This is a genomic window from Rouxiella badensis (genome assembly GCF_002093665.1).
Taxonomy (GTDB): Bacteria; Pseudomonadota; Gammaproteobacteria; order Enterobacterales; family Enterobacteriaceae; genus Rouxiella; species Rouxiella badensis.
Genome location: NZ_MRWE01000010.1, coordinates 75577 through 101450, shown reverse-complemented (window position 1 = coordinate 101450; position 25874 = coordinate 75577). Strand labels below are relative to the sequence as shown.

The following is a 25874-nucleotide window of genomic DNA, read 5'->3' as shown; positions in this document are numbered from 1 at the left end:
CTCTTCCTCAGCGATGGCCGTAGACACGTGGTTGGGTGTAATGGTCAATCAGTGGGACCGTAATATTTGCCAGCAGAACCGCAAAGGCAACGCCATCAGGATAACCGCCGTAGGCGCGGATCAGCCAGATAAGCAGGCCAATCAGGGCACCAAAGATCAGACGACCACGCGGGGTGGTTGACGCGGTAACCGGGTCGGTGGCGATGAAGAACGCGCCGAGCATGGTGGCACCGGAGAAAAGGCCAATCATCGGCGGCGAGTAGCTTCCCGGTGCCAGCAGCCAGGCGAGCGTCCCGCAGAAGGTCAGCATCACCAGCATGCTGACCGGGATGTGCCAGCTAATGATTTTCCGCCACATCAGGAACAGACCGCCAAGCAGGAAGCCCAGGTTTATCCACTGCCAGCCCAGACCGGCCAGAATTCCGCTGAACATCGGCTCGTCGAGCACCTGCTTAGCGGTGTGGCCGGCGCGCAGACCGGTTTTGAAACCGTCTAGCGGGGTGGCCTGCGTAATACCGTCAACGTTCATTTGCAGCTGATAGGCGGTCATGTTTTGCGAGTCATGGCCGCTAAAAATGGTTAACAGCGTATCGACCAGACCGACCGGATGCGCCTGCAGGCTCTCCGGCGGCAGCCAGGTGGTCATTTGAACCGGGAAGGAGATGAGCAGCACAACGTAACCGACCATCGCCGGGTTAAACGGGTTTTGCCCCAGACCGCCATACAGCTGTTTGGCGATGATGATGGCAAACACCGTACCGATAACCACCATCCACCAGGGGGCCAGCGGCGGCAGGCTGACGCCGAGCAGAATGGCGGTGAGCAGGGCGGAGTTATCGCCAAGGCGCTTGGCAACCGGCTGTTTGCGAAGCTGTAATATTGCCCCTTCGGCCAATACGGCAATCAGGATAGCCAGGGCAATCTGCACCAGCGTCCCGTAACCAAAGAACCAGACCTGTGCCAAAATCCCTGGAATACAGGCCAGCACGACCATCAGCATTATTGAGCTAGTGCTCTGCCGATTATGGGTAAAAGGAGAACTCGCGATTCTAAAGGCCATCTATTCCTCGTTCGACATTTCGCTCGACAACGTCTGAGCTTGAGCGGCTTTACGGGCCTTTACTCGAGCGATCGCGGCTGCCACGGCAGCTTTTCTCGGATCGCTTTCTGGTTGTGATACTTCTTGTGATATTTCTGATGCAACAACTTCTGGCGCCGGTTCCTCGGCCGGTGTATCACCCGCTGCGACGGCTTTTTTCGCCCTGGCGCGCGCAATGGCGGCGGCGACGGCGGCCTTGCGTTTGTCTTCCGGCGATGCCTCAACGATTTCACTGGCGACGGTTTCTGGCGCGGGCTCGACCGAAACAGGCTCTGCGACGGCAGGCTGAGACTCGGCCTGTGCCGCCGCTTTCTTGGCTTTGGCGCGCGCAATAGCTGCCGCAACGGCGGCCTTGCGGCTGTCACCTTCTACCGGCATATCAGCGGGCGGAGTGACAGGCTCATTGGATACCGGCACGTCTTCGACAGCCTCGGCTAAGGCGGTTTTCTTCGCCTTAGCCCGCGCGATAGCGGCGGCCAGAGCCGCCTGACGCGAATCCGCGGCTGGGGTTTCACTCTCGGCCACCGGTTCCTGAACGTTTGCCGCTGCGCTGACGCGAGGTTTCAGTGCGGCGGTTTCTTCCGCACTCAGTTTGACCTCAGACTTCTTGTGCTTCTCTTCACGGGCCAGTTTTTCGCGTTCCATTCGCGCCTGTTTGGCCTCAAAGCGAGCCTTGGCCTCGGCGGCACGACTGGCTTCGAGATCGAGGGCGCGTATTTCGGCCTTTTCCTGGCGGTAGTACTGCACCAGCGGAATGTTACTCGGGCAAACATAGGCGCAGGCGCCGCATTCTATACAGTCGAACAGGTTGTGATTGCGCGCTTTCTCGTGTTCTTCACCGCGGCTGAACCAGTACAGCTGCTGCGGCAGCAGGCCAGCCGGACAGGATTCTGCGCACAGGCTGCAGCGAATACAGGCTTCTTCCGGCTCGGGCGCCCCCATCTCACTCTCTGAAGGGGCAAGAAGGCAGTTACTGATTTTGACGATCGGCACATCCAATGACGGCAAGGTAAAGCCCATCAACGGACCGCCCATGATGACCATTTTTTGCTTGTTCTGCGGAACAAACTCAGCCTCGCGCAGCAGCTCGGCCACCGGGGTGCCGAGTCGCGCCCAGACGTTGCCCGGTTTCTTGACCGATTCACCGGTCAGGGTGACCACGCGCTCAATCAACGGCTCAGCGTCGATAATGGCGCGTTTAATGGCAAAAATGGTGCCTACGTTCTGCATCAATACGCCAATGGCAGAAGAGTGCTTGCCCTTTGGCACCTCACGGCCGGTCAGAATACGCGTCAACTGCTTGGCCCCGCCCGAAGGATATTTGGTCGGCACTACGCGCAGCTCAATCTTCACGCCTGGATGGTTTTCATGCTTGATGGCGGCTTTCAGCGCGGCAATGGCTTCCGGCTTATTGTCCTCAATGCCAATCAGCACCTGTTCTGGGTGCAGCATATGGCAGAGAATACGCGTGCCCTGAAGAATTTCGTCAGCGTGTTCCTGCATCAGGCGGTCATCGGCGGTGATATAAGGCTCACACTCGGCGGCATTCAGAATCAGCGTTTTGGTGTGTTTCAGGCTTCCCTGGATTTTGCTTGCCGTTGGAAAGCCTGCACCACCCAGACCGGCAATACCGGCCTGATGAATAAGCTGATTAAGCTCGTCAGCACTGAGTTGGGTGTAATCGGCAACCGCCTCACGCTCGCACCAGCGGTCTTCACCGTCGGCGTCGATCATCACGCACAGCTCTTTCAGACCCGAAGGGTGAGCGGTGATGTGCGGCTCAATGGCGCGAATCATGCCGGAGGTCGGCGCATGAACGGGCACGGTACGCCCGCGTCCGGTGGTCAGTGGCTGGCCTTTACTGACTCTGTCGCCAGGCTTCACGCACAGTTCGCCTTCCGGCCCGAGGTGCTGCTGTAAAGGAATGATGAAACGCTCAGGAAGCGGCATCCGGCGCAGCGGAACCAGGCTGGACTGGGTCTTCATTTCAGGCGGATGGATCCCGCCGTCAAAGTCCCAGATCTTCTCTTTCTTGAGCGCAGAAAACAGATTGAACATGTTACTCCGCATGAATAATTTGCACAGGAATGGTGTTCATATCCCATTTCCAGTTTGCGGTGGTGGTTTTAATCGGCAGCATTTCAATGCAGTCGGTCGGGCAGGGGGCGACGCAGAGGTCGCAGCCGGTACACAGGTCAGAAACGACGGTATGAACAGCACGCGTCGCACCCACAATGGCGTCTACCGGACAGGCCTGAATACACTTGGTGCAACCGATGCAGTTGCTTTCGTCAATGTAGGCGACCTTACGTACGGGCACGGCTTCAACGACGTCACCGTCCATCGGCTGAGGATCGACGTTGAGCAACGTGGCAAGTTTCAGCATGACCGGTTCGCCGCCCGGCACGCATTTATTAATTTTATCGCCGTTGGCGACCGCCTCGGCATAAGGCTTACAGCCGGGGTAACCACACTGCGCGCACTGGCTCTGTGGCAGGATATCGTCAATCTGATCGACAACCGGGTTTCCCTCCACCGCAAAACGGCGAGAGGCGTAGCCCAGCAGCAAACCAAACACCAGCGCCAGTGCGCTGAGTGAACCAATAGCAACCCATAATTCGAACATTAGAATTTCACCAGCCCGGTAAAGCCCATAAAGGCCAGAGACATGAGGCCGGCGGTGACCAATGCGATAGAAGAACCCCGGAAGGGGGCGGGCACGTCGGCAACCACCAGACGTTCACGAATACCAGCAAACAGCACCATGACCAGCGAGAAACCGAGCGAGGCGGCGAAGCCATAAAGTGCCGACTGCATAAAGTTGAGCTGCTGGTTGATGTTCAGCAGCGCCACGCCAAGCACAGCACAGTTGGTGGTAATAAGCGGCAGGAAGATACCCAGCAGGCGGTAAAGCGACGGGCTGGTTTTACGCACCACCATTTCGGTGAACTGCACGACAACGGCGATAACCAGAATAAACGCCATGGTGCGCAGGTATACCAGGCCCAGGGGCATCAAGATAAAGGTATTCACAATCCATGAGCAAATATTGGACAGCGTAATGACGAAGGTGGTGGCTAACCCCATGCCAATAGCAGATTCCAGTTTTTTGGAGACGCCCATAAATGGACAGAGCCCAAGAAACTTGACCAGTACGAAGTTGTTTACCAGCATGGTACCAATAAACAGTAATAAGTATGATGTCATGATAGTGCCTAAAAATTGCCAGAAAATAGTTGAATACGTTTAAATTTTCGAACCCGTTACCCGAAGGCTAATTTACTGCGTAAACGTCTCTTTAACGCGGCGAGAACGTTTGAAATAGGGTACCAACAGCGCCGCCGCGAGAAGCGGTATCAGTAAATTTCGCACCGCCAGATTGTCGCTGATTGGCGAAAAGGCAAAGGTCTTGATAGCCAACAGGACGGTAAAGAGCAGCCAGAGAATATAAAGTCTTGGCAGCGATTTCATTCTTCTGCAGAACGACCACAGCACGCTGAGGGTAAATGCTCCCATTGCCAGCGTCGTCACCACCGAGAAATACCACTGTAGGGTAAACGCCTGAGAGTGGGTGATTAAATACTTGCGCGACTCGGGCTCAAACACGGCCATTGAATAAAGCAGCAGCATCAGGACCACACTCATCAAATTGACAATCAGGTAAGCCATCGGGGCCAATAACCAGCCGCCAATACGCTGATAGCCAGAATTAAGAGACATATGAAACCTTATTCCAATCGTGTTGACGACAATCCAGCCTGAGGCAGTAGTTAATACCGCTGCAACAAAAGGCGGATTTAGACATTCAAGGCGCGATAGCTTAACGCTAGAAAGTGTTCGTCTCTATCGTATTCATGTGATTGCTGCGCAACAGCGTAAAAAATATCACTTTTTGCCTTAAAAATGAGAATAGTGCTGGTGATTTGTTCAATTGAGGAAGGCAAGAATAAAGCTTTGCGCGTTAGCCCATTTTGAGCGACGGGAAAGACAGGCAGAGTCAATGAGTCTGCCTGTCTATTAACCTTATTTAAAGGGAGGGAAAAGCGCTCAGTTAGCGCAAAGTTTGTAGTAAACCTCGTTCCAGCGCAGCTGATTTTTAAAGTCAGGCAGCGTGGTGTCGTTATCAATAACAAGCAGCTCGATGTTGTATAGCTCGGCATAGAGTCGCAGATAGTCAACGTCCAGCGCCTGTGAGAACACCGTATGATGTGCACCGCCGCCGAGGATCCACGCCTCCGCCGCCGTAGCTAGCGAGGGCTGAGCCTTCCAGATAGCGCGCGCCACCGGCAGTTTCGGCAACGGTTTCGGCTGCTCGATGGTGTCCACCAGATTGACCAGCAGGCGGAAACGGTCACCCATGTCGATAACGCTGGCGTTGACCGCAGGACCGGCCGGAGTCGAGAAAATCAGCCGTGCAGGGTCTGCCTTGCCGCCGATACCCAGGAACTGCGCATCGACAATGGGCTGCTGGGCGCTGGCTATCGACGGACAGACCTCCAGCATATGCGAGCCGACCACTAAATCATTGCCGGTCTCGAAGTTATAGGTGTAGTCCTCCATAAAGGAAGTGCCGCCTTTGAGTCCGCTGGCCATGACTTTCATGATGCGCAGCAGGGCGGCGGTTTTCCAGTCTCCCTCGCCGCCAAAGCCATAGCCTTTTTGCATCAATCGTTGCACCGCCAGCCCCGGCAGCTGTTTAATGCCATACAGGTTTTCGAAATTGGTCGTAAAGGCCTTGAAGTCTCCTTGCTCGAGGAAGCGGGTCATGCCGAGCTCAATGCGGGCGGCATCAATCAGGTTCTCGCGTTTTGGACCATTGAGCTTCACGGCGTCGGTAAGTTGATAGCTTGATTCATACTCTTCAATCAAGGTATCGACGTCGCCCCGGCTAACCTCATCAATCACGCTAACCAAATCGCCTATCCCGTAGGCGCTCACGGTATAGCCAAACTTCATCTGAGCGGCGACCTTGTCACCCTCGGTTACCGCGACCTGGCGCATGTTGTCGCCAAAACGCGCCACCTTGAGGTGCTGGCTCTCATTCTTGGCCGCTGCGACGCGCATCCACTGTGCGATGCGGCGATGGCTTTCCGTATCCTCCCAATGGCCGGTCACCACAGAATGCTGTTGACGCATCCGCGCACCGATAAAACCAAACTCGCGGCCGCCGTGCGCCGTCTGGTTAAGGTTCATAAAGTCCATGTCCATCGAGTCCCACGGGATGGTGGCGTTGAACTGGGTATGAAACTGCATCAGCGGTTTGTGCAGAATACTCAGCCCGGCTATCCACATCTTGGCCGGTGAGAAGGTATGCAGCCAGGTGATAATCCCAATACAGTCGTTGCTGTAGTTAGCGTCGCGGCAGACGGCGGTAATTTCATCCGGGGTGGTGGCCAGCGGTTTCAGCACCAGCTTGACCGGAAGACCGGCGGAGGCGTTCAGGCCATTCACCACTTTTTCGGCATTTTCTTTCACCTGCCGCAGCGTTTCGGCACCGTAAAGATGCTGACTGCCTATCACAAACCACACTTCGAGCTGCTTAAATACGTCCATTCTTCATACTCCTGCACGAGGGAAATTGGCCGCTGGTCTCAAACCAGCGAGAAAAATCAAGCCGGGTTGGCGGCACTAAACAGCGGTTCAGATGCCTGACACCACTGCTGATAGCGTTCGTAAAGTTGTTGAAACTGGGCGGCACGCTGCGGGTGGGGCAGCAGCGTTTTCTCGATACGGCAGGCCATAGCGGCCTGAGCCAGCGGCACGGAGTCGAACTCTCCGGCGGCGCAGGCGGCAAAGATGGCAGCACCGAGTGCGCAGCATTGGTCTGAGGCGACGATTTGCAGCGGACGGTTCATCACGTCGGCGCAAACCTGCATGATGACCGGCGATTTACGCGCGATGCCGCCGAGGGTCAGCACGTTCTCGACTGGAATATCCTGCTGCTCGAAACACTCCATGATGGCGCGAGCGCCAAAGGCGGTGGCGGCGATGAAGCCGCCAAACAGCTCTGGCGCCTGCGTGCCGAGGTTGATATCAGTGATAACCCCTTTCAGGCGCTGGTTGGCAAACGGCGTGCGGCGACCGTTGAACCAGTCGAGCACCAGCGGCAGGGTGTCCAGAGAAGGGTTAGCGGCCCAGGCGGCGGTCAGGTCCGCCAGCAGCGTCTTTTTCATCTCATTGATTTGCGGTCTGAGCGCCGGATGTCTGGCGGCCAGCTGCACCAGTGGCCAGCTCAGCAGCTGGCTAAACCAGGCATACATGTCGCCGAACGCCGATTGTCCGGCCTCCATACCGATCATTTCCGGCACGACGCTGCCGTCAACCTGCCCGCAAATGCCGGCAATGGCGCGCTCGCCGACGCGTTGTTTGTCGGCAATCAGAATGTCGCAGGTTGAGGTGCCAATGACTTTAACCAGCGTATAAGGCTGCGCACCGGCGCCGACTGCCCCCATATGGCAGTCAAAGGCGCCGCCCGAAATCACCACCTGCTGCGAGAGGCCAAGACGTTCTGCCCACTCGGCGCTGAGGGTGCCAACGGGTTTTTCGGCGGTTTGCGTCTCGCTAAACAGTGGATAAGGTAGGTTCTCAACCAGCGTCCGGTCGAGTGCCATAAAGAAATCGCGCGGCGGGAATCCTCCCCAGGAAGGGTGCCAGAGCATCTTGTGACCGGTGCTGCAGCGGCCTCGGGCAAGAGACTGCGGCGCGGTGGTGCCTGAAAGCAGGGCGGGCACCCAGTCGCAGAGTTCGACCCAGGAGGCCGCGGCTTCGCGAACGGCGCGGTCCTCGCGCGAGACGTGCAGAATCTTGGCCCAGAACCATTCGGACGAATACACTCCGCCGATGTAGCGGGTGTAGTCAGGGAAGTCACCGCTGCGGCACAGGCGGTTGATCTCTTCCGCCTCATTGATGGCGGTGTGGTCTTTCCACAGGACAAACATGGCGTTCGGGTTGTCGGCAAATTCGGGCCTCAGCGCCAGAACCTGTCCCTGTGCGTCAATCGGCGCAGGCGTAGAACCGGTTGAATCGACACCGATGCCGATAATCCGTGCGCTGGTTTCACGGCCGAGGCGCGCAGTGAGATTGTTTATTGCCGTTTCCATCGCCTCGATATAGTCGAGGGGGTGATGGCGAAACTGGTTTTTTCCCGCTTGACAGTAGAGGCCTTCCTGCCAGCGTGGGTAATACACCACGTCGGTATCTATCTCTTTTCCGCTGTGACAATCCACGGCCAGTACGCGGACCGAGTCACTCCCAAAATCCAGACCAAGAGCAATTGCGCCTTGCGCCATGGTTATCTCCCCAAAGGTAAGCTACTTGACACGTTTATAGGGTGCAGGTCGTCCCAAAACGCAGGCGACGTGTACTGTTGATAACCATAGGAGGGCGGGTCGTCAGGCAGTGAGGAGACGATTGCTGGAAGTATGTACTTTTCTGCTCCTTATTAAGGTTATGTGAAGCGGGTCATAACTTCACTTGAGGGTGATTTTGCTGAATATATGTACTAAATGGCTGCAATTTTAAAGTGTGATAGCGCTCTACCTATTTAGAAAGCAATCCGGCTAAAACTGAGTTCGTCTTATCTGAATCCATTAATGAATCTACGTATCGCAAGGTTTATTGGTGGTTTTTTTGGAAGCACCCTGCTGATAACGTTTTCACAGTCCCGCCGAATGACGGGGCTAACAACAATAAGAAGTCGGAGAGCATCATGCATAAATTCACTAAGGCGCTGGCGGCAGTTGGACTGGCTGCGGTTATGTCACATTCGGCTATGGCCGAGACCCTGAAGCTGGGTTTTCTGGTGAAACAACCCGAAGAACCCTGGTTCCAGACTGAATGGAAATTTGCAGACAAGGCGGGGAAAGATCTCGGCTTCCAGGTTATCAAGATTGCTGTGCCCGACGGTGAGAAAACGTTGAACGCCATTGACAGTCTCGCGGCAAACGGCGCGAAGGGCTTTGTGATTTGTACGCCGGACCCGCGCCTTGGGCCTGCAATTATGGCCAAGGCTAAAAGCTATGACCTGAAGGTTATCGCCGTCGACGACCAGTTTGTGAATGCCAAGGGCAAGCCGATGGAGGACGTACCGTTGGTGATGATGGCGGCGAGTAAAATTGGCGAGCGTCAGGGACAGGAGTTGTATAAAGAGATGCAAAAACGCGGCTGGAAGGTTGCCGATACCGGCGTCATGGCGATTACCGCCGATGAGCTGGATACCGCTCGCCGCCGTACCACAGGCGCGATGGACGCTCTGAAAGCGGCCGGTTTCCCGGCGGCCCAGATTTACAAAGTTCCGACCAAGTCCAACGATATTCCGGGCGCACTCGACGCGGGCAACTCCCTGCTGGTACAGCATCCGGGGGTGAAAAATTGGCTGATTCTGGGCATGAATGACAACACCGTGTTGGGCGGCGTGCGTGCGACCGAAGGGCAGGGCTTCAAGGCCGCAAACGTCATCGGTATCGGTATTAACGGCGTTGACGCGGTTAACGAGCTTTCCAAAAATGAACAGACCGGATTTTACGGTTCGCTGTTACCTAGCCCGGACGTACACGGTTATAAAAGTATCCAAATGCTGAATAACTGGGTAACCAAAGGCGTTGAGCCGCCGAAGTTCACCGAAGTCACCGACGTGGTGCTGATAACACGCGACAACTTCAAGGCTGAACTCGACAAGAAAGGCCTGGGAGGCAAGTAACATGACTTTGCTCTCGACCCCGTCATCAACGGCGCTCAACCCTTCGATTGAGGCATTCGACGTCCGCCAGCCCTATCTGACTTTTGAGGGGATCGGCAAAACCTTTCCCGGCGTCAAGGCGCTGGAGGGCATTAGCTTCAACTGCTACGCGGGGCAGATCCATGCCCTGATGGGCGAAAACGGCGCGGGGAAATCTACCCTGCTGAAGATTCTGAGCGGGTATTACAGCCCGACTCAGGGGCAAATCTTAATAAAAGGGCAGCCGGTCACTTTTAGCAACACCACCGACGCGCTGGACGCCGGGGTGGCGATTATCTATCAGGAGCTGCATCTGGTGCCGGAGATGACCGTGGCAGAGAACATCTATCTCGGCCAGTTGCCGAGCCGACGCGGCTGGGTGAATCGCAAGCTGCTGCGCTACGAGGCAAAACTTCAGCTCGAACATCTCGGGCTGGATATCGACCCCGACACGCCGTTGAAATATCTGTCGATCGGCCAATGGCAGATGGTTGAAATCGCCAAGGCGCTGGCGCGAAACGCCAAGGTTATCGCCTTCGATGAACCGACCAGCTCGCTGTCTGCGCGCGAGATTGAGCAGCTGTTTAGAGTTATCCGCGAGCTGAAATCCGAAGGTCGGGTGATCGTTTATGTCTCGCATCGTATGGAGGAAATTTTTGCCCTGAGTGACGCCATCACCGTGTTTAAGGACGGTCGTTATGTCCGCACCTTCGACGACATGCAGCAGGTCGACAACGATATTCTGGTGCAGGCGATGGTCGGACGTAATCTTGGCGATATTTTCGATTATCAACCACGACCGCTGGGTGAGGTACGACTCCAGCTTGAGGCGGTGAAAGCGCCGGGCGTGAAGTCAGAAATTAGCCTCAGCGTACGACAGGGAGAAATCGTCGGGCTGTTTGGGCTGGTCGGCGCGGGCCGCAGCGAGCTGATGAAAGGCCTGTTTGGCGGCACCCGAATAACCCGCGGCAGGGTGTTGCTCGACGGCCAGCCGTTGAAGATAAACACCCCGATCGACGCGATTCGTCAGGGCATTATGCTGTGCCCCGAAGACCGTAAGGCCGACGGGATAATTCCCGTGCACTCGGTGCGAGACAACATCAACATCAGCGCGCGACGCAAGAGCGTGAAGGTCGGATGCTTGATCAATAATCAGTGGGAGACGGACAATGCCGGCAAGCAAATCAAGGCGTTGAACATCAAGACGCCGAGCGCCGAGCAGCTGATCATGAACCTGTCAGGAGGCAATCAGCAGAAGGCTATTCTGGGGCGCTGGTTGTCGGAAGACATGAAGGTCATCTTGCTTGACGAACCGACGCGCGGCATCGATGTGGGTGCCAAACACGAGATTTATAGCGTGATTTATGCACTGGCAAAACAGGGGGTTGCCGTGCTGTTTGCCTCCAGCGACCTGCCTGAAGTGCTTGGGCTGGCCGACCGAATTCTGGTGATGCGCGAAGGCACGCTTTCCGGCGAGCTGACACACGACCAGGCTACGGAAGAAAAAGCGCTGGGCATGGCGATGCTGCGTACCCCGACATTAAATCCAGAAACCACCCCGGATGCGGCCTAAACGCGGTCCAAGCAGGAGTTAAATGATGTCCAGTATGACAACCAATTCTACCAAACCCGAACAGCCGAACGCTGCCGCGCGCAGCGGGCAAAACCTGATGCGCATCTGGGACAGCTACGGCATGCTGGTGGTGTTCGCCGCGCTGTTTATCGCCTGCTCGATTTTCGTGCCCAACTTTAGCTCTTTTATCAATATGAAAGGGCTAGGGCTGGCCATCTCAATGTCCGGCATGGTGGCCTGCGGCATGCTGTTCTGTTTGGCCTCCGGCGATTTTGACCTGTCGGTTGCGTCAGTCATTGCCTGTGCGGGGGTCACCACCGCCGTGGTTATCAACATGACGGAAAGCCTGTGGATTGGCGTGGCGGCGGGTCTGCTGCTGGGCGTGCTTTCCGGGCTGGTAAACGGCTTCGTGATTGCCCGATTGAAAATCAACGCCTTGATAACCACCTTGGCCACCATGCAAATTGTGCGCGGCCTGGCCTATATCATTTCTGATGGTAAAGCGGTGGGCATTGAAGACGAACGCTTCTTCGAGCTGGGCTACGCCAACTGGCTTGGCCTGCCTGCCCCTATCTGGATAACCGTCGGTTGCCTGATAGCCTTTGGTCTGTTGCTCAACAAAACCACCTTTGGCCGCAATACGCTGGCGATCGGCGGTAATGAGGAAGCCGCACGTCTGGCCGGGGTACCGGTGGTGCGGACTAAAATCATCATCTTCGTATTGTCAGGGCTGGTCTCAGCGGCGGCGGGCATTATCCTGGCCTCGCGCATGACCAGCGGCCAGCCGATGACTTCGCTGGGCTATGAGCTGATCGTTATCTCGGCCTGCGTACTGGGCGGCGTGTCGCTCAAGGGAGGCATCGGTAAAATCTCCTATGTTGTCGCCGGTGTGCTGATTCTTGGCACCGTCGAAAATGCGATGAATCTTTTAAATATTTCCCCCTTCTCGCAGTACGTGGTGCGTGGCCTCATCCTGCTCGCGGCGGTGATTTTTGACCGCTACAAACAGAAAGCGAAACGCGCTGTGTAAACGATTCCAGTTTTTAAATGGGCCTTTGGTGTGATAAATGCTCAGAAAAGTGTATTTCCTTCACATTTCTTTAACGCAAACGGGCAGTAATTCTATTGCCCGATAGAATGGTTAGACCAGCGTGACGATTTAAGGAGGCCCGATGTATCACCGCATGATTCAGGACCAGCAGTCCAATCCGCTACTCCCCGGCTACAGTTTCAACGCGTATCTGGTCGCCGGCATGACGCCCATTTTGGCCGACGGGCCGCTTGATTTCTCCATCGACCGGCCCGGTGGCATGAAGGGCTACATCCTTAATCTGACCGTTAAAGGGCAGGGTAAGGTGTTCGACGGCGAAGACACGTTTTACTGTAATCCCGGCGATTTGCTGCTGTTTCCGCCCAAGGCGCGCCATCTCTATGCACGCTCGTCCAACAGCGACTGTTGGTATCACCGTTGGGTATATTTCCGCCCTCGTGCCTACTGGGCCGACTGGCTGGAATGGCACACCAAGACCCGCGACGTCGGTCGTCTTTCTCTGCCCAACAATACCCTGCTGCTGGAATTTGACCGCTTGTTTGCCAATATCGAACAAACGCAAAAGTCCGGTCGTCGTTTCGGCGAAGAGCTTGGGATGAATTTGTTAGAAAGGCTGCTGCTGCGTGCGATGGAAGAAGACCCGCAGAGTCCGCAGAAAATCATGGATCCGCGCGTTATCGAGGCCTGTCAGTTTATCACCGGCAATCTGGCCGGAGAGTTGCGTATTGACGAAGTCGCCCGCCACGTTTGCCTTTCTCCTTCGCGGCTGGCGCACCTGTTCCGCGAGCAGGTTGGGATTAATATCCTGCGCTGGCGGGAGGACCAACGGGTTATCCGCGCCAAACTGCTGTTGCAAACGACCCAGGAATCGATAGCCACCATTGGCCGGGTCGTGGGTTACGACGATCAGCTCTATTTTTCTCGCGTTTTCCGTAAACGGGTCGGCGTAAGTCCCAGCGATTTCCGTCGGCGCAGCATTGAGATAAATTACCCTGCGAAGCCTTATCGGTCGCATCCGTGGCCTGAGAATGAAAACGCTGCCACCTATAATTACTGATTTTTGATTGCAACGCTTTTTGCTCAGAACAGCGTCTGACGCTGAGGTTGGGCGCTGTCCCAGCCTCGCCAACGAGGGTTCCACAAGACCCCCTCGTTGTTCCCGCCTCATTCTTGTAACTTCCAATAATTAGTCCCTTCTGCGTTTTAAAATATACGGTTAAATATAATTTAAATCCCATTAAATATATCGCTTATTGTGGAAAGAATTTCTGATTAATATATTTTGTAACATCGAGCCTACGCTGTTTAATATTTATTCTTTTGTCTGGGTGAGACTATCACTATATGTGATTAGTCCGCTTTAATTGTGTCCTGTTTATTGTCTCTGAGTGCGAAAACGGGCGAAATCAGCGGGAAACAAGCATTTTTTGATAAGATACCAAGGGTTTGCGGGGTCATGCTTATTCCCAGCTTAACGTTAACGCTTGAGCAAAAATAGGGGTACTGGAACTTGCAAAGCAACCCGGTTAATAACAAATCAAAATAAAGAGAGATAGAGGAAATGAAACGTTCAACTCTAGCTTTATTACTTTCCTGCACAATGTTTTCTGCAATGAGTAATGCGGCCCCCGTGCAAGTATCGTCTTTCGGTAATTTCCCAGCGGACAAAGACGTCAATGGTTTTCACGGCACATTCTTGTACGGTGATACTGGCACGGTAAACGGTTTCGACCTGCCAATCCTCGGTTATGACGAGATTGACCACCTGAACGGCTTCCAGCTCGGTGCGGCGGCCGGTTCTCACATTCGTAACGGCATGAACGGTGCGGCTATTGGCCTGTTCAACTGGCACGGTGGCGAAGACAATGGTCTAAACCTGAGCCTCGCTAACCAGGTGGGCGACCTCAACGGTGTCAACGTCGGTATCTACAGCGCCGCAAAAAACATCGACGGTGTTAACCTCGGCATTGCCAACATGACGGCCGATGTGAACGGCCTGAACCTTGCCGGTGTCGGCAACTATACCCAGGGTTCGGTTGAAGGTTTGAACGTCAGCCCGTTCAACTGGACCACCGGTGAAACCACCGGTGCCAACGTCAGCGTGATTAACCATACCGGCAACGTCACCGGCCTGAACATCGGTGCAATCGGTAACTGGAGCGAAGGCAACATTACCGGCCTGAACTTCGGCGTAGTGAACAAATCAGGCAACGTCACCGGCGCCAACCTCAGCGCCTTCAACTGGTCTGAAAACGTGACCGGTGCCAACGTTTCTGCCTTCAACCGTACCTGGGACGTGACGGGTCTTAATCTGGGTGCAGCGAACGTCGCCTGGGACGTTGAGGGTGCCAACGTCGGTGCTCTGAACTTCTCTCACGACGTGACCGGTGTGAACCTCGGTGCCATCAACATTTCCCACAATGTTAAAGGCTTGAACCTGGGTGCAATCAACGTGTCAGCCGACAGCACCACCGATATTGGTGTGATTAACTATGCTGACAGCACCCACTTCCAGTTTGGTCTGTTCAACGCCACCAAAGACCTTGAAGGTCTGCAGATTGGTCTGATCAACGTGGCGACCAACGCAGCGGTACCTGTTCTGCCGTTGGTTAACTTCCACCGTTCGTTCTAAGTTTTTTCTAAAAGGCTTCATGTGTAAAGACGGCCCGCGATACTGCATCGCGGGCCGTCTTGCTTTATGCGCTCTTTAGCCGAGGTCGCCGCCCGCCACGGGCAATACGGTGCCGGTAATGTAGCTGGCGTCGTCGCTGGCGAGAAACAGTATGGCCGCCGCCTGCTCGGTAACGGTTCCATAGCGATGCATCAGGCTGGTTTCAAGGGTTTGATTAACCACGCCCTGATACCACTCTGTTTCTTGTGCGGTCGGTTTTTCCTGGTTACGTGGCGTCAGTCTGGCCGGGGCATCAGTCCCGCCCGGGGCCGTTGCATTAATCCTGATACCGGTTCCAGAATACTCGAAAGCCAGGGATTGGGTCAGCGCATTGACGCCCCCTTTCGACGCGGAATAGGGGACGCGATGCACGCCCCGCGTCGCGACAGAGGAGACGTTAACAATCGCGCCGTAGCGTTGTTCGAGCAGGTAAGGCAACACGGCGCGACAGCCCCACAGCGTAGGAAACAGCGAGCGGCGGATTTCGGCCTCAATCTGCTGCGGCGAGTATTCAGCATAAGGCCGCGCCCAAATGGTGCCCCCGACGTTGTTTACCAGAATGTCCAGTCTGCCGAAGTGCTGATGCGCCTCCTCAAAGGCGGCGGCCGTGCTTTCCCACTGTTCGAGGTCAGCCCTGAGTGACAGCACGTCGCTGCCGGTCTCCCGTAACTGCTGCGCCAGGGTATCGACCCATTCTGCACGGTCGATAAGCACCAGTTTTGCGCCTTCCGCGGCAGCCCGTTCGGCAACGGCTTTGCCAATTCCCTGTGCCGCGCCGGTAATGACCATTACGCGGTCTTTAAAACGTTGATTCGTCATGTTAAGCGGTCTCTTTGCTCACCTGAGGCGCGAATTTCTCGTAGTAGAAGTTGCGCGGGGTAATGGATTTTGATTTTAGGAACGTGATCACGGCTTCAACCATCGGCGGTGGACCGCAGAGATAGATGTCAACCTCGCCGTCATTGATCTGACCCGGCTCGATATGGTCGGTGACATAGCCTTTAAGCTCGGCTGAAGACGCAGGGTCGGTCACGCAAACGCTGAAGCTGAACTGCGGAATTTGCGCCGCAAAGGCCTCAAGCTGGGCCAGTTTTACCGTATCGACGTCACGTGATACGCCATAAATCAGATGCACCTGATGCTTGAGCTCGGACCCCTGCAACTGGTGAAGCATCGACAGGAAGGGAGCGAGGCCAGTGCCACCGGCCAGCATCAGAATGGGGCGCGTGACTTCACGCAAATAAAAACTGCCCTGAGGCCCGGTCAGATTCAGAACATCGCCCGGTTTGGCCTGGGTGGTCAGATATTGACTCATCCGGCCATTGGGCACGTTGCGGATAAGAAAAGAGAGCGTCTTTTCACCGGGCATCGAGCTGAACGAATAGGCTCGGGTGTCCTGACTGTTCGGTAGCTGAATGTTGACATACTGCCCGCTGAGGAACGGGACTCCAAGATGACTGGTCAGTTCGAGGTTCAGTTCGATGGCGCTGTCGGACAACGATTCGGCGCGTACCACCTGGGCGGTATAGGTTTCACTGCCGGTTTTACACATCTGCGATGAGAGCGGCACGGAGATAACGCAGTCTGAGTTCGGGATCATCTGGCAGGTCAGGACCTGACCGTCTTCGAATTCCTGTTCCGACAACGCCTCTTCGAGATACTCGTCGCCGAGGTCATACCTCCCGGATTCGCAATGGCATTTACAGGTCCCGCAGACGCCGTCGGAGCAGTCCATCGGCAGATTGACCTGCTGGCGATAGGCGGCATCCAGCACCTTTTCGTTTTCGTTGCATTCGATGAAGCGGCTAACGCCGTCTTCAAAATTGAGCGCGATGGTATAAGCCATTTTCCACCTCTATAAATGATAAATATCAATGACGTGATTGATGTAGTCGTTGTTGAGCTGGATCTTCTTTCGCTTAATCTGGAAGCTTTCACCGGCTTTTACCAAGGTGCATTGCGTATTGCCAAAGAAGTGTTCAGCGCTTTTATAGCGATGGCTGTAGGTGCACCAGTTGTAACGGACCTCGACCTGATTGCCTTCGTCGCTCAACACCTCGATATTGCTCAGCAGGTGGGTGGTACGCGGCTCAGGCGTGCTTGCCGCCGAACGTTCGGTTTTAATGCGATAGACACGGTCTTCCAGGCCGCCGCGGGTGTGGTAGTAAATCAGCGAGACCTCACGCTGCGGATCCGTGGTCAGGCAGTCGTCATCGCCCCAGGCCGGCATCCAGTACTCGGTATGCGGGTGATAGCACTCCAGCCATGCATCCCATTCCCGGTCGTCCAACAAGCGTGCCTCACGATAAAAAAATTGCTCAATTTGCTGTTGTAGTGAAGACATCAGTGGGCCTCCTTGTCGCGCTGGCTTAGAGCGTTAAGCAGGGTTTGTTGCCAGTAATGGTGGTGGGTGATGTACAGCGCTTCATCCTCGGCGCTGGTGCCGGTCATCAGCGGAGAAATGTCCATTAGCTTGGCGTTGTTGTCTGCACCGTCGACCCAGCGGGTCGCACCTCGGCTCATGTCGCTCCACGGCAGATTGTGCCCGTTATAGCCGGTCTGGCAGGCACGGAACTCTTCGAGATCGTCTGGCGTACCCATGCCGCTGACGTTGAAGAAGTCTTCGTACTGACGAATACGCAGCGCACGGTCTTCGTCACTTTCGCCTTTCGTGCCGAAGCAGAAGATGGTGACCTCGGTTTTATCGACCGCAATCGGCCTGACGATGCGCAACTGAGTGGAGAACTGGTCCATCAGATACAGGTTGGGATACAGGCACAGATTACGGGTCTCGTTAACCATCAGATTGGCCTTCGCCTCACCAAACTGCTGTTTGAGCCGCTCATGATGTTTATAGATAGGGCGCACCTCAGGGTTCAGCACCTTGGTCCACAGCAGCATATGGCCGTTTTCGAAGCCGTAGACGCCGCCTTCACTTTTTGACCAGCCGTTGGCGTCTACGGTGTGGGTGGCGTTTTCTTCGTAGTTGCGGCGAGACATGGTAGAGGCGTAGTTCCAGTGAACGACGCTAACGTGATAACCGTCGGCTCCGTTTTCCATCTGTAGCTTCCAGTTGCCCTCATAGGTATAGCTCGAGGTGCCTGGCACCACTTCCAGACCTTCTTCGGCTGGATCGGTAATCAGGTCGATGACCTGTTTGGTGTCACCTAAATATTCCGCCAGTTCGCAGACGTTGTCATTCAGGCTGCCAAACAGGAAACCTTTATAATTGGCGAAACGCGGCAGCGCTTTAAGGTCGTGCGACCCTTCTTTTTTAAAGCAGGGAGGATAGCCTCCGGTCTTTTCATCTTTTGCTTTTAACAGTTTGCCGTTATTGCTGAAAGTCCAGCCGTGGAACGGACAGGTAAATGAGCTTTTATTGCCCGTTTTTCGGGTCGCTAACATCGCGCCACGGTGGGAACAACTATTAATAACAGCGTTTAACTCTCCGCTTTTATCGCGAGTGATCATGATGGGCTGGCGGCCTAGCGTGAGAGTATAATAATCGCCAGGGTTGGCGATTTGACTTTCATGGGCAAGGAACGCCCAGTTCCCCTCAAATATATTTTCCATTTCTAACTCGAATAATTCCGGGTCGGTAAAGATACTGCGATGACATTTATAAATACCGGCCTCTTTATCGATAATCAGGGCGTTATTTATTTTTTCTTCAAGCGTGCGCGAACGCTGCGAAATAATTTCGCTCATCTTAATTCCTCTTTGCTGTAAAATAGGGGAAGGGCGTTAACTTGTTCTCAAGGAAAGAACATTAAGTGCGCTATTCCATGGCTCTTTCTCTTTTTATTCTTACTTGCTCCTCAGTCGTGGTAACGGGGGTGAGTTTAAAATCGAATTTAACCTCCGTGTGTGATACGGGAATATCACGCTGCTGGGCTATTTTTTCGTCTGTAACTTTAACAGGGTCTGCAATTAACTCATCGCGCGTGGCAAAGGCAAAATCATCCCATAAATAGGGGTCACCGCTTAAATTGATTTGGGTGGTCAGATGCTTAAAACCTGGGCCAGAAACAAAGAAATGAATATGAGCCGGGCGATTACCGTGGCGACCCACGTGATTCAAAAGTGCCTGGGTTGGCCCATCCGGTGGACAGCCGTAGCCAGAAGGAATAATGCTCCTCACCGCATAGCGCCCGTCGGGGCCGGTTTTGATGCGGCGGCGCAGGTTATAGTCGGTTTGCGACGAGTCGAAGAACGAGTAATTACCCAGCGTATTAGCGTGCCAGATATCGACCACCGCGCCGGCAATCGGCTGGTTATCAGGGTCAGTCACCTGCCCATAGAGCCACATGGGTTCACCGTCGTCTTTGCCGTCGTCCATGCGCGCAAACTTGTCGCTCAACGGGGCATTAGCGACATACAGCGGCCCTTCTATGGTGCGCGGCGTTCCGCCGTGTAGGCTCGCGGCCTTTTCTTTGGCGTCGGCGCGCATGTCGAGGAAATGCTCCAGTCCCAGGCCGGCGGCGAGGAGCGCCACCTCTTTGCGCTCACCCAGCACGTTGAGATAATTAACCGCCTGCCAAAACTCTTCGTCGGTAATATCAAATTCGTCAATGGTGCGACAAACGTCGCCCATTAAACGATGCAAAATAGCTTTGAAACGTGGATTACCTTGTTTAGTGTCGAGACCGCAGCTTATGTTGAGTAGTTTTTCCAGCTCAGCTGGATTTATTATATTATGTGACATAGCTTAATCCTCATTGTAGGGTACAGGCCAAATTATTACTTATCGTTATCTCTTATAGACGAAGGATGACGGCAAAGCGGACGTATCGTCATGGTCATATAAGGATACAGTGGCAGTCCGGTCAGTATTTCATGAAGTTCGGTATTATCCTTGACGTCAAAAATACTGATATTTTCATATTTCCCCGCAACGCGCCAAATGTGACGCCATTTTCCCTCGTGCTGTAATTTTTGCGAGTATAGCTTTTCTCGCGCCTTAATTTCATCTGCCTGTTCCTTGGGCAGTGAATCGGGAATATTAACGACCATATCAACCTGAAATAACATTTTAAATTTCTCCTTGTCACTGTTGATTTAACTATCTTATTAATAAAATTTAATTTACTGGACTCCTTGTGTTATTCGTTACGCGAATAGTGCTTAAGTTTATCTGTATCTATTTCCACACCTAATCCCGGACCTGATGGTATGACTACGTGACCATTTCTATATTCAAGCGATTGCACCACAATATCGTCTTTTAATAACAGCGGGCCAAACATCTCGGTGCCGGATTTCATCTCAAGCGTCGACCAGGCGTGTAAGGAACTCACCGTGCCCAGCGTACCTTCAAGCATGGTGCCGCCATACAGCGAAATGCCCGCCGCCTGGGCAACGCGTGCCAGTTTGATGACCTGCGCCGGGCCGCCAGCCTTGGCAATCTTCAGGGCAAAGGCTCCGGTGAAACCGCCACTGGCCAGTGAGAATCCGCAGTGATAGTCGGGTACGGCCTCATCGGCGAGAAGCGTTGCCTCGACGCGCTGGCTCAGGGCAATCAGGTTACGCTGGTCGTGCAAAGGAATCGGCTGCTCGATCATCGTAATCCCGCCTTTAAACAGTTGCGGAATAGCAAGCAGGGCCGTTGTCATGTCCCACGCCTGATTGACGTCAACGTGTACCGGAATGTTTTCCCCCAGCGCGGCCTTGATAGCTAACGCATGCTTAAGGTCTGTTTGCAGCGCATTGGCACCGATCTTCAGCTTAAACGCCCGGTGACGCCCCTCGGCAATCAGACGATGTCCTTCATCAATATCTTTCTCAGTGCTGCCGCTCGCCAGCGTCCACAGCACCGGCAGTTCATCGGTCAATCTTCCGCCCAGCAGTTCGCTCACCGGGACATTCAGCGTTTTGCCTTGCGCATCGAGGAACGCGGTTTCCAGCGCCGACTTGGCAAAGGTATTGCCTTTGACCACCGAATTCATTTTGCGCGAGAGCGCCTCGACCCCGGTAAACGGCTGATGACAAAGGAGAGGAGCAAGATAATGGTCGATAGCGGACTTGATGGCCTCTGGACTCTCCGGTCCATAGCTCAGACCGCCGATGGTCGTCGCCTCACCCCAGCCAACCACGCCGCCCGAGCAGGACATTTTAACGAGGGTCAAGGTCTGACAGCCCATGGTCACCATCGAAAGTTTGTGCGGACGAATGGTGGGAATATCCACCAACCAGCACTCAATGGCGTTAATCGTTAATGACATGTGTAGCTCCTGAAGTCAGATAGTTAAGCGTCTGTCGGCTGAACATCACCGGACAGGCAATATTCGATAAGTGTGAAGCGGGAACGAGACAGATTTGTGCATCGCTGGCGCGTTCTATGATCCACTCTGCCTCGGCGAGCGTGGTCACGGGGTCATGCTCCCCGGCTATCACCAGCATGGGGCGTTCCATTTTCGCCACCTCTTCACGCAGGTCGGCGTAGGCTAATACCTCGCAGCAGGCGGCATAGCCCAACGGGTCGAGTTGCTCAATGCCGTCGACCAGGGCATCGACGATACCGGGGCGTGCACGGATATAGTCTTTGGTGAACCAGCGGCTGGCCGAACCGTCGGCCACAGACTGCATGCCTTCGGTACGCACGGTTTTCGCCCGCGTCAGCCAGGCATCGGTGTCGCCAATTTTGGCCGCCGTATTTGCCACCACCAAACGGTTGAAATGGGTAGGGTAATGGCGGTTGAGCCACATCCCGGTCATCCCACCGAGGGAAATTCCGCAAAAACTGGCCTTTTCGATATTGAGATGATTCATCAGGTCAATCACGTCTTTGCCCAGCGAGGCGAGAGACATTTTCCCGCCGTTCAGCGGCGAGTTACCGTGCCCGCGGGTGTTGTAACGCAGCACGCGGAAATATTTATTGAAGTCGGTAAACTGCGCGTCCCACATCGTCCAGGTGGTGCCCAGCGAATTGGACAGCACCAATACAGGCGCGTTGGCCGGGCCGTCGAGACGGTATTCGAGATCCATATCTGTCTCCTCAGACGCTTTCCAGAATCAGCGCGATGCCTTGGCCTACGCCGATACACATCGTGCACAGTGCATATTTACCTTTCACTTTTTGCAACTGATGCGCGGCGTTCATCACCAGCCTGCCGCCCGATGCACCCAGCGGATGGCCGAGCGCGATGGCACCGCCGTTGGGGTTAATCCACTCGGCGTCGTCGGGCAGGCCGAGGGCGCGGGTCACGCTCAGCGCCTGAGCGGCAAAGGCTTCATTGAGTTCGATAACATCCATCTGTTGCAGGGTCAGCCCGGCCTTTTCGAGAACGCGGTGGACGGCACTTACCGGGCCAAAGCCCATTACGCTGGGTTCTACGCCGCTGGTGGCGCTGCCGACAATGCGGGCCATCGGCTGAAGGTCATGGCGCGTCAGGGCGGCTTGACTGGCAATCAGCAGGGCGCAGGCTCCATCATTCAGTCCTGAGGCATTCCCCGCCGTGATGGTTCCTTCGACGTCGACCACCGGTTTCAACTTGCTTAATATTTCCAGTGAGGTGGCGCGTGGGTGTTCATCCTTACTGAAGGCCATCGAGGGTTCTTTTTTACCCCCTGGAATCGTCACCGCCACAATCTGCGGGTCATAGAATCCATTTTGTTGTGCTTCGGCGGTGCGCTGCTGGCTACGCAGGGCGAATGCGTCCTGATCCCCTCGGCTGATGGCGTATTTACGCGCCAGATTTTCGGCTGTCTGCGGCATCGATTCCACGCCGTAGCGGCTTTTCATCGCCGGATTGATAAAGCGCCAACCCATGGTGGTGTCTTCGATTTTCATTTGGCGGCTGAACGCGGACTCGGCTTTACCCATCACGTAGGGCGCACGCGACATACTCTCGACGCCGCCCGCGACCATCAGGTCACATTCACCACTTTTGATAGCCCTTGCGGCGGTCGCAACAGCGTCGAGGCTGGAACCACAGAGGCGGTTGAGCGTGCAACCTGGCACGCTAGTCGGGAAACCGGCGAGCAGCGAGGCCATACGCGCCACGTTGCGATTGTCTTCACCCGCCTGATTGGCGCAGCCCAGCAGCACGTCATCGATAGCCTCGAGGTCGAGATGGGGATAGTGTTCAATCAGCGCCCGCAGAGGAATGGCGGCCAAATCGTCGGCGCGCACGTTTGCCAGGCTGCCGTTAAGTCGGCCAAACGGGGTACGGACGCTGTAGCAAACGTAGGCATTAGACATGAGACACCTCTTTATTCTTCAGCGCGAAGGTCAGTTTGACCGGTGTAACCTCCTGCAAATACTCGGCGGTGACATCCCCAAAAAGCTCTTTCACCACGATACCGGTGGGGGTGACGTCCATCACCGCCATATCGGTGTAGATTCGGTCGATGCAGCCCATGCCGGTAAGCGGGTAGGTGCAGGCCTCGACAATTTTGCACTGGCCTTTCTTGGTCAGGTGGTCGGTCATCACGTAGACCTTTTTGGCGCCAATGGCGAGATCCATCGCGCCGCCCACGGCCGGAATCGAATCTTTTGCCCCGGTGCTCCAGTTGGCCAAATCACCCTTTACCGACACCTGATAGGCGCCCAGCACGCAAATATCCAGATGGCCACCGCGCATCATGGCAAAGGAGTCGCCGTGATGGAAAAAGCATCCTCCTGCCAGCAACGTTACCGGCTGTTTGCCCGCGTTAATCAGTTCGGGATCGATATCCTGTTCGGCGGGGGTTGGACCCATCCCCAAAATGCCATTCTCGCTGTGCAGCAAAATTTCTTTATCAGAGGGCAGATAGTTAGCGATGAGGGTCGGCAGCCCGATACCGAGATTGACGCAGGCTCCCTCGGGGATGTCCTGCGCGATACGTTCTGCTAATTGATTGTGGTTTAGCGTATTCACAAAAGCTCCTTATGCCGTCAGGCTGACCTGCTGTGGATGAACCTGCACCACGCGCTTAACGAAAATGCCCGGTGTTATCACGTTCTCGGGATCTATCTCGCCGAGAGCCACCAACTTATCAACCTGCGCTAGCGTGCATTTGCTCGCGGCCGCCATGATGGGGCCAAAGTTGCGACCGGTCTTGTTGAAGGTCAGATTGCCCCAGCGATCGCCGTGAAGGGCCTTAATCAGCGAAAAGTCAGCCTTGAGAGCGGTTTCAAGAACATAGTGAACGCCGTCGAACTCTCGGGTCTCTTTTCCGGCGGCCAATTCGGTGCCGTACGCCGTTGGAGTATAGAGCGCCGCGATGCCTGAACCGCCTGCCTGAATGCGCGCGACCAGATTGCCTTGCGGCACCAGTTCCAGCTCAATCTTCTTCTCACGATACAATTGGTCAAACACCCATGAGTCAGTCTGCCGTGGGAAGGAACAGATTATCTTGCGCACGCACCCGGCCTTGAGCAGCGCCGCCAACCCATAATCACCGTTACCGGCGTTATTGCTGATCAGGGTCAGATCCCTGGGGCCAAGGCGGATTAGGGCATCAAGTAATTCAGTAGGTTGCCCCGCTGGCCCAAAGCCGCCAATCATCAGGACCGCGCCGTCGTGGATATCCGCCACGGCCTCATCTGCTGACTGGATCACTTTGTTAATCATCGTCGTTTTGTCCTCTCAAACGGTATGTGTATTTAACTTAAGTCACGCGGGGAACATCAACAAGTGCGAATATCAATACTTTGTGCGATTATCGAAACAATCGTTAAATATGTGATAAAATTGTGATGTTGCTTGGAAAAACAGCGGATGAGTTTAGTAAGTTAACTATTTAACCTGTTGATTATAAAGGGAGTGACTAATGAAAGAGCCCTACAGGATTAGCGAGGCTGAACTGCTGCGCGTGCAGGAAGTCAGTGAACTGGCGAACGTTCGCTATAAGGGAGACCCCGATTTTATGGCCTCGTTGGCCCGTGGGCTGGTGGTTTTACAGGCCTTCAGTCCCGAGTTTTTTGCTATGTCTGTTCCGCAGTTGAGCCAGATGACCGGGCTGCATCGTGCGGTCGTCAGACGCTGCCTGTATACTCTGAGCGCACTGGGGTTCGTTTACTCGCCCGATAACAGGAATTACCATCTGCTGCCCCGCGTGCTGACCATTGGTCACGCCTACCTCAACTCTTCGGAGTTGGCCCGTCAGGCGCAATATTCTCTCGATTATTTAAGTAAACAATTAGGTGAGTCCTGTTCTGTTGCTACACTCGACGGCGATAATATTCTTTATATTGCCCGCGCATCGATGAAAAGGATCATGAAAATAGATTTAGGTCGTGGCAGTCGGTTACCGGCATATGCGACGTCGATGGGCATGGTGTTATTAAGCGAGCTAAGCGAAGAGGAATTAGGCAGTTATTTCTCGCGCGTCAAACTTGAGCCACTAACGGAATTCACTATTACCGATGAGCAACGGCTGCGAAAGGAGCTGAAGAAGGTTAAAGCTCAAGGATTTGCCATTAACGATCAACAGCTTGAGTTAGGGCTGCGTTCCATGGCAGTGCCGATGTATTCACGCAAAGAGGGAGTGGTTGCCGCAATGAATGTGGGAACCCACGCTTCACAGATGAGCGTCGCGGATTTGCAGGAAAAGTTCCTGCCACGCTTGCAGCGAGCGGCAATGGAATTGGCATTATTAATTTAATCTATAATTGAATAACGAGAATTTAGGCACCGATAAGCAGATAAAAAAAACCCGCATTAAGCGAGTAAAATCTAACACACCAGGGAAATATTTTAAGAGTAGTGTAAAAGGTTAAATCGGCAACAAAATAAAATTGTTGTATTTTATGATATTTAGGAATGACGAAATTATTTCTTG

At 54.6% G+C, this 25874-nt stretch carries 24 protein-coding genes; 6 read left to right on the top strand and 18 right to left on the bottom strand.

Annotation, left to right across the window (positions count from 1 at the left end):
- Positions 1 to 7 precede the first annotated feature (7 nt).
- The 7 genes from rsxD to BS640_RS08075 form a co-directional block, all read right to left on the bottom strand.
- Positions 8 to 1060, bottom strand: coding sequence for an electron transport complex subunit RsxD (gene rsxD, locus BS640_RS08105; RefSeq protein ID WP_026110365.1), 1053 nt, complete (start codon positions 1058 to 1060; stop codon positions 8 to 10).
- Positions 1061 to 3157 (bottom strand): electron transport complex subunit RsxC, encoded by a 2097-nt coding sequence (gene rsxC / locus BS640_RS08100; RefSeq protein WP_017490636.1) that lies wholly within the window; start codon positions 3155 to 3157, stop codon positions 1061 to 1063.
- 1 nt (position 3158) lies between these two features.
- Positions 3159 to 3725, bottom strand: a complete 567-nt coding sequence (gene rsxB, locus BS640_RS08095; RefSeq protein ID WP_017490635.1) for an electron transport complex subunit RsxB — start codon at positions 3723 to 3725, stop codon at positions 3159 to 3161.
- On the bottom strand, positions 3725 to 4306 hold the full coding sequence (gene rsxA, locus BS640_RS08090) for an electron transport complex subunit RsxA (protein ID WP_017490634.1): 582 nt from the start codon (positions 4304 to 4306) through the stop codon (positions 3725 to 3727). The genes rsxB and rsxA overlap by 1 nt, the downstream gene beginning before the upstream one ends.
- 72 nt (positions 4307 to 4378) lie before the next feature.
- On the bottom strand, positions 4379 to 4819 hold the full coding sequence (locus tag BS640_RS08085) for a DUF2569 domain-containing protein (protein WP_017490633.1): 441 nt from the start codon (positions 4817 to 4819) through the stop codon (positions 4379 to 4381).
- Positions 4820 to 5146: 327 nt separating this feature from the next.
- On the bottom strand, positions 5147 to 6652 hold the full coding sequence (gene araA / locus BS640_RS08080; RefSeq protein WP_017490632.1) for an L-arabinose isomerase: 1506 nt from the start codon (positions 6650 to 6652) through the stop codon (positions 5147 to 5149).
- 56 nt (positions 6653 to 6708) lie between these two features.
- A complete protein-coding gene (locus BS640_RS08075) occupies positions 6709 to 8388 on the bottom strand; it encodes a ribulokinase (protein ID WP_017490631.1) in 1680 nt (559 codons plus the stop codon).
- A 419-nt stretch (positions 8389 to 8807) separates the two neighbouring features.
- Between BS640_RS08075 and BS640_RS08070 the strand changes: the two genes are divergently transcribed.
- The 5 genes from BS640_RS08070 (at position 8808) to BS640_RS08050 (ending at position 15071) form a co-directional block, all read left to right on the top strand.
- Positions 8808 to 9797, top strand: a complete 990-nt coding sequence (locus tag BS640_RS08070; protein ID WP_017490630.1) for an arabinose ABC transporter substrate-binding protein — start codon at positions 8808 to 8810, stop codon at positions 9795 to 9797.
- Position 9798: 1 nt separating this feature from the next.
- Positions 9799 to 11388 carry an L-arabinose ABC transporter ATP-binding protein AraG gene (araG, locus tag BS640_RS08065; protein WP_084912338.1) on the top strand — a complete coding sequence of 530 codons (1590 nt, stop codon included), beginning with the start codon at positions 9799 to 9801 and terminating at the stop codon, positions 11386 to 11388.
- 25 nt (positions 11389 to 11413) lie between these two features.
- Entirely contained in the window at positions 11414 to 12418 is a 1005-nt protein-coding gene (araH, locus tag BS640_RS08060) for an L-arabinose ABC transporter permease AraH (protein ID WP_017490628.1), read from the top strand.
- A gap of 142 nt (positions 12419 to 12560) precedes the next feature.
- The gene (araC, locus tag BS640_RS08055) at positions 12561 to 13496 is read left to right on the top strand and encodes an arabinose operon transcriptional regulator AraC (RefSeq protein WP_017490627.1); all 936 of its coding nucleotides are present in this window, start codon (positions 12561 to 12563) and stop codon (positions 13494 to 13496) included.
- 573 nt (positions 13497 to 14069) lie between these two features.
- Positions 14070 to 15071, top strand: a complete 1002-nt coding sequence (locus BS640_RS08050; RefSeq protein WP_225741478.1) for an LA_2272 family surface repeat-containing protein — start codon at positions 14070 to 14072, stop codon at positions 15069 to 15071.
- Positions 15072 to 15146: 75 nt separating this feature from the next.
- Here the strand turns inward: BS640_RS08050 and benD are convergent, their stop codons facing one another.
- The 11 genes from benD to BS640_RS07995 all read right to left on the bottom strand — a co-directional run bounded on the left by benD (position 15147) and on the right by BS640_RS07995 (position 24664).
- The gene (gene benD / locus BS640_RS08045; RefSeq protein WP_017490625.1) at positions 15147 to 15929 is read right to left on the bottom strand and encodes a benzoate diol dehydrogenase BenD; all 783 of its coding nucleotides are present in this window, start codon (positions 15927 to 15929) and stop codon (positions 15147 to 15149) included.
- A 1-nt stretch (position 15930) separates the two neighbouring features.
- A complete protein-coding gene (benC, locus tag BS640_RS08040; RefSeq protein WP_084912337.1) occupies positions 15931 to 16956 on the bottom strand; it encodes a benzoate 1,2-dioxygenase electron transfer component BenC in 1026 nt (341 codons plus the stop codon).
- Between the two features lie 9 nt (positions 16957 to 16965).
- Positions 16966 to 17454, bottom strand: a complete 489-nt coding sequence (gene benB / locus BS640_RS08035; RefSeq protein WP_084912336.1) for a benzoate 1,2-dioxygenase small subunit — start codon at positions 17452 to 17454, stop codon at positions 16966 to 16968.
- Entirely contained in the window at positions 17454 to 18818 is a 1365-nt protein-coding gene (locus tag BS640_RS08030; protein ID WP_084912335.1) for a Rieske 2Fe-2S domain-containing protein, read from the bottom strand. The genes benB and BS640_RS08030 overlap by 1 nt, the downstream gene beginning before the upstream one ends.
- A 70-nt stretch (positions 18819 to 18888) precedes the next feature.
- Positions 18889 to 19815 (bottom strand): catechol 1,2-dioxygenase, encoded by a 927-nt coding sequence (gene catA / locus BS640_RS08025; RefSeq protein WP_084912334.1) that lies wholly within the window; start codon positions 19813 to 19815, stop codon positions 18889 to 18891.
- A gap of 35 nt (positions 19816 to 19850) precedes the next feature.
- Positions 19851 to 20141, bottom strand: coding sequence for a muconolactone Delta-isomerase (gene catC, locus BS640_RS08020; protein ID WP_017490620.1), 291 nt, complete (start codon positions 20139 to 20141; stop codon positions 19851 to 19853).
- A gap of 71 nt (positions 20142 to 20212) precedes the next feature.
- On the bottom strand, positions 20213 to 21331 hold the full coding sequence (locus tag BS640_RS08015) for a muconate cycloisomerase family protein (protein ID WP_017490619.1): 1119 nt from the start codon (positions 21329 to 21331) through the stop codon (positions 20213 to 20215).
- Entirely contained in the window at positions 21315 to 22094 is a 780-nt protein-coding gene (gene pcaD, locus BS640_RS08010; protein WP_017490618.1) for a 3-oxoadipate enol-lactonase, read from the bottom strand. The genes BS640_RS08015 and pcaD overlap by 17 nt, the downstream gene beginning before the upstream one ends.
- Positions 22095 to 22104: 10 nt before the next feature.
- On the bottom strand, positions 22105 to 23310 hold the full coding sequence (pcaF, locus tag BS640_RS08005) for a 3-oxoadipyl-CoA thiolase (protein ID WP_084912333.1): 1206 nt from the start codon (positions 23308 to 23310) through the stop codon (positions 22105 to 22107).
- On the bottom strand, positions 23303 to 23968 hold the full coding sequence (locus tag BS640_RS08000; protein WP_084912332.1) for a 3-oxoacid CoA-transferase subunit B: 666 nt from the start codon (positions 23966 to 23968) through the stop codon (positions 23303 to 23305). The genes pcaF and BS640_RS08000 overlap by 8 nt, the downstream gene beginning before the upstream one ends.
- Before the next feature lie 9 nt (positions 23969 to 23977).
- Positions 23978 to 24664 carry a 3-oxoacid CoA-transferase subunit A gene (locus BS640_RS07995; protein ID WP_084912331.1) on the bottom strand — a complete coding sequence of 229 codons (687 nt, stop codon included), beginning with the start codon at positions 24662 to 24664 and terminating at the stop codon, positions 23978 to 23980.
- Between the two features lie 199 nt (positions 24665 to 24863).
- Here BS640_RS07995 and BS640_RS07990 point away from each other — a divergent pair, with 199 nt between their 5' ends.
- Positions 24864 to 25697, top strand: a complete 834-nt coding sequence (locus BS640_RS07990; protein WP_017490614.1) for an IclR family transcriptional regulator domain-containing protein — start codon at positions 24864 to 24866, stop codon at positions 25695 to 25697.
- Positions 25698 to 25874: the final 177 nt, after the last annotated feature.

Coding starts and splice junctions, on each gene's coding strand:
- rsxD (WP_026110365.1), bottom strand. CDS start 1,060: ATGGCCTTTAGAATCGCGAGTTCTCCTTTTACCCATAATCGGCAGAGC.
- rsxC (WP_017490636.1), bottom strand. CDS start 3,157: ATGTTCAATCTGTTTTCTGCGCTCAAGAAAGAGAAGATCTGGGACTTT.
- rsxB (WP_017490635.1), bottom strand. CDS start 3,725: ATGTTCGAATTATGGGTTGCTATTGGTTCACTCAGCGCACTGGCGCTG.
- rsxA (WP_017490634.1), bottom strand. CDS start 4,306: ATGACATCATACTTATTACTGTTTATTGGTACCATGCTGGTAAACAAC.
- BS640_RS08085 (WP_017490633.1), bottom strand. CDS start 4,819: ATGTCTCTTAATTCTGGCTATCAGCGTATTGGCGGCTGGTTATTGGCC.
- araA (WP_017490632.1), bottom strand. CDS start 6,652: ATGGACGTATTTAAGCAGCTCGAAGTGTGGTTTGTGATAGGCAGTCAG.
- BS640_RS08075 (WP_017490631.1), bottom strand. CDS start 8,388: ATGGCGCAAGGCGCAATTGCTCTTGGTCTGGATTTTGGGAGTGACTCG.
- BS640_RS08070 (WP_017490630.1), top strand. CDS start 8,808: ATGCATAAATTCACTAAGGCGCTGGCGGCAGTTGGACTGGCTGCGGTT.
- araG (WP_084912338.1), top strand. CDS start 9,799: ATGACTTTGCTCTCGACCCCGTCATCAACGGCGCTCAACCCTTCGATT.
- araH (WP_017490628.1), top strand. CDS start 11,414: ATGTCCAGTATGACAACCAATTCTACCAAACCCGAACAGCCGAACGCT.
- araC (WP_017490627.1), top strand. CDS start 12,561: ATGTATCACCGCATGATTCAGGACCAGCAGTCCAATCCGCTACTCCCC.
- benD (WP_017490625.1), bottom strand. CDS start 15,929: ATGACGAATCAACGTTTTAAAGACCGCGTAATGGTCATTACCGGCGCG.
- benC (WP_084912337.1), bottom strand. CDS start 16,956: ATGGCTTATACCATCGCGCTCAATTTTGAAGACGGCGTTAGCCGCTTC.
- benB (WP_084912336.1), bottom strand. CDS start 17,454: ATGTCTTCACTACAACAGCAAATTGAGCAATTTTTTTATCGTGAGGCA.
- BS640_RS08030 (WP_084912335.1), bottom strand. CDS start 18,818: ATGAGCGAAATTATTTCGCAGCGTTCGCGCACGCTTGAAGAAAAAATA.
- catA (WP_084912334.1), bottom strand. CDS start 19,815: ATGTCACATAATATAATAAATCCAGCTGAGCTGGAAAAACTACTCAAC.
- catC (WP_017490620.1), bottom strand. CDS start 20,141: ATGTTATTTCAGGTTGATATGGTCGTTAATATTCCCGATTCACTGCCC.
- BS640_RS08015 (WP_017490619.1), bottom strand. CDS start 21,331: ATGTCATTAACGATTAACGCCATTGAGTGCTGGTTGGTGGATATTCCC.
- pcaD (WP_017490618.1), bottom strand. CDS start 22,094: ATGGATCTCGAATACCGTCTCGACGGCCCGGCCAACGCGCCTGTATTG.
- pcaF (WP_084912333.1), bottom strand. CDS start 23,310: ATGTCTAATGCCTACGTTTGCTACAGCGTCCGTACCCCGTTTGGCCGA.
- BS640_RS07995 (WP_084912331.1), bottom strand. CDS start 24,664: ATGATTAACAAAGTGATCCAGTCAGCAGATGAGGCCGTGGCGGATATC.
- BS640_RS07990 (WP_017490614.1), top strand. CDS start 24,864: ATGAAAGAGCCCTACAGGATTAGCGAGGCTGAACTGCTGCGCGTGCAG.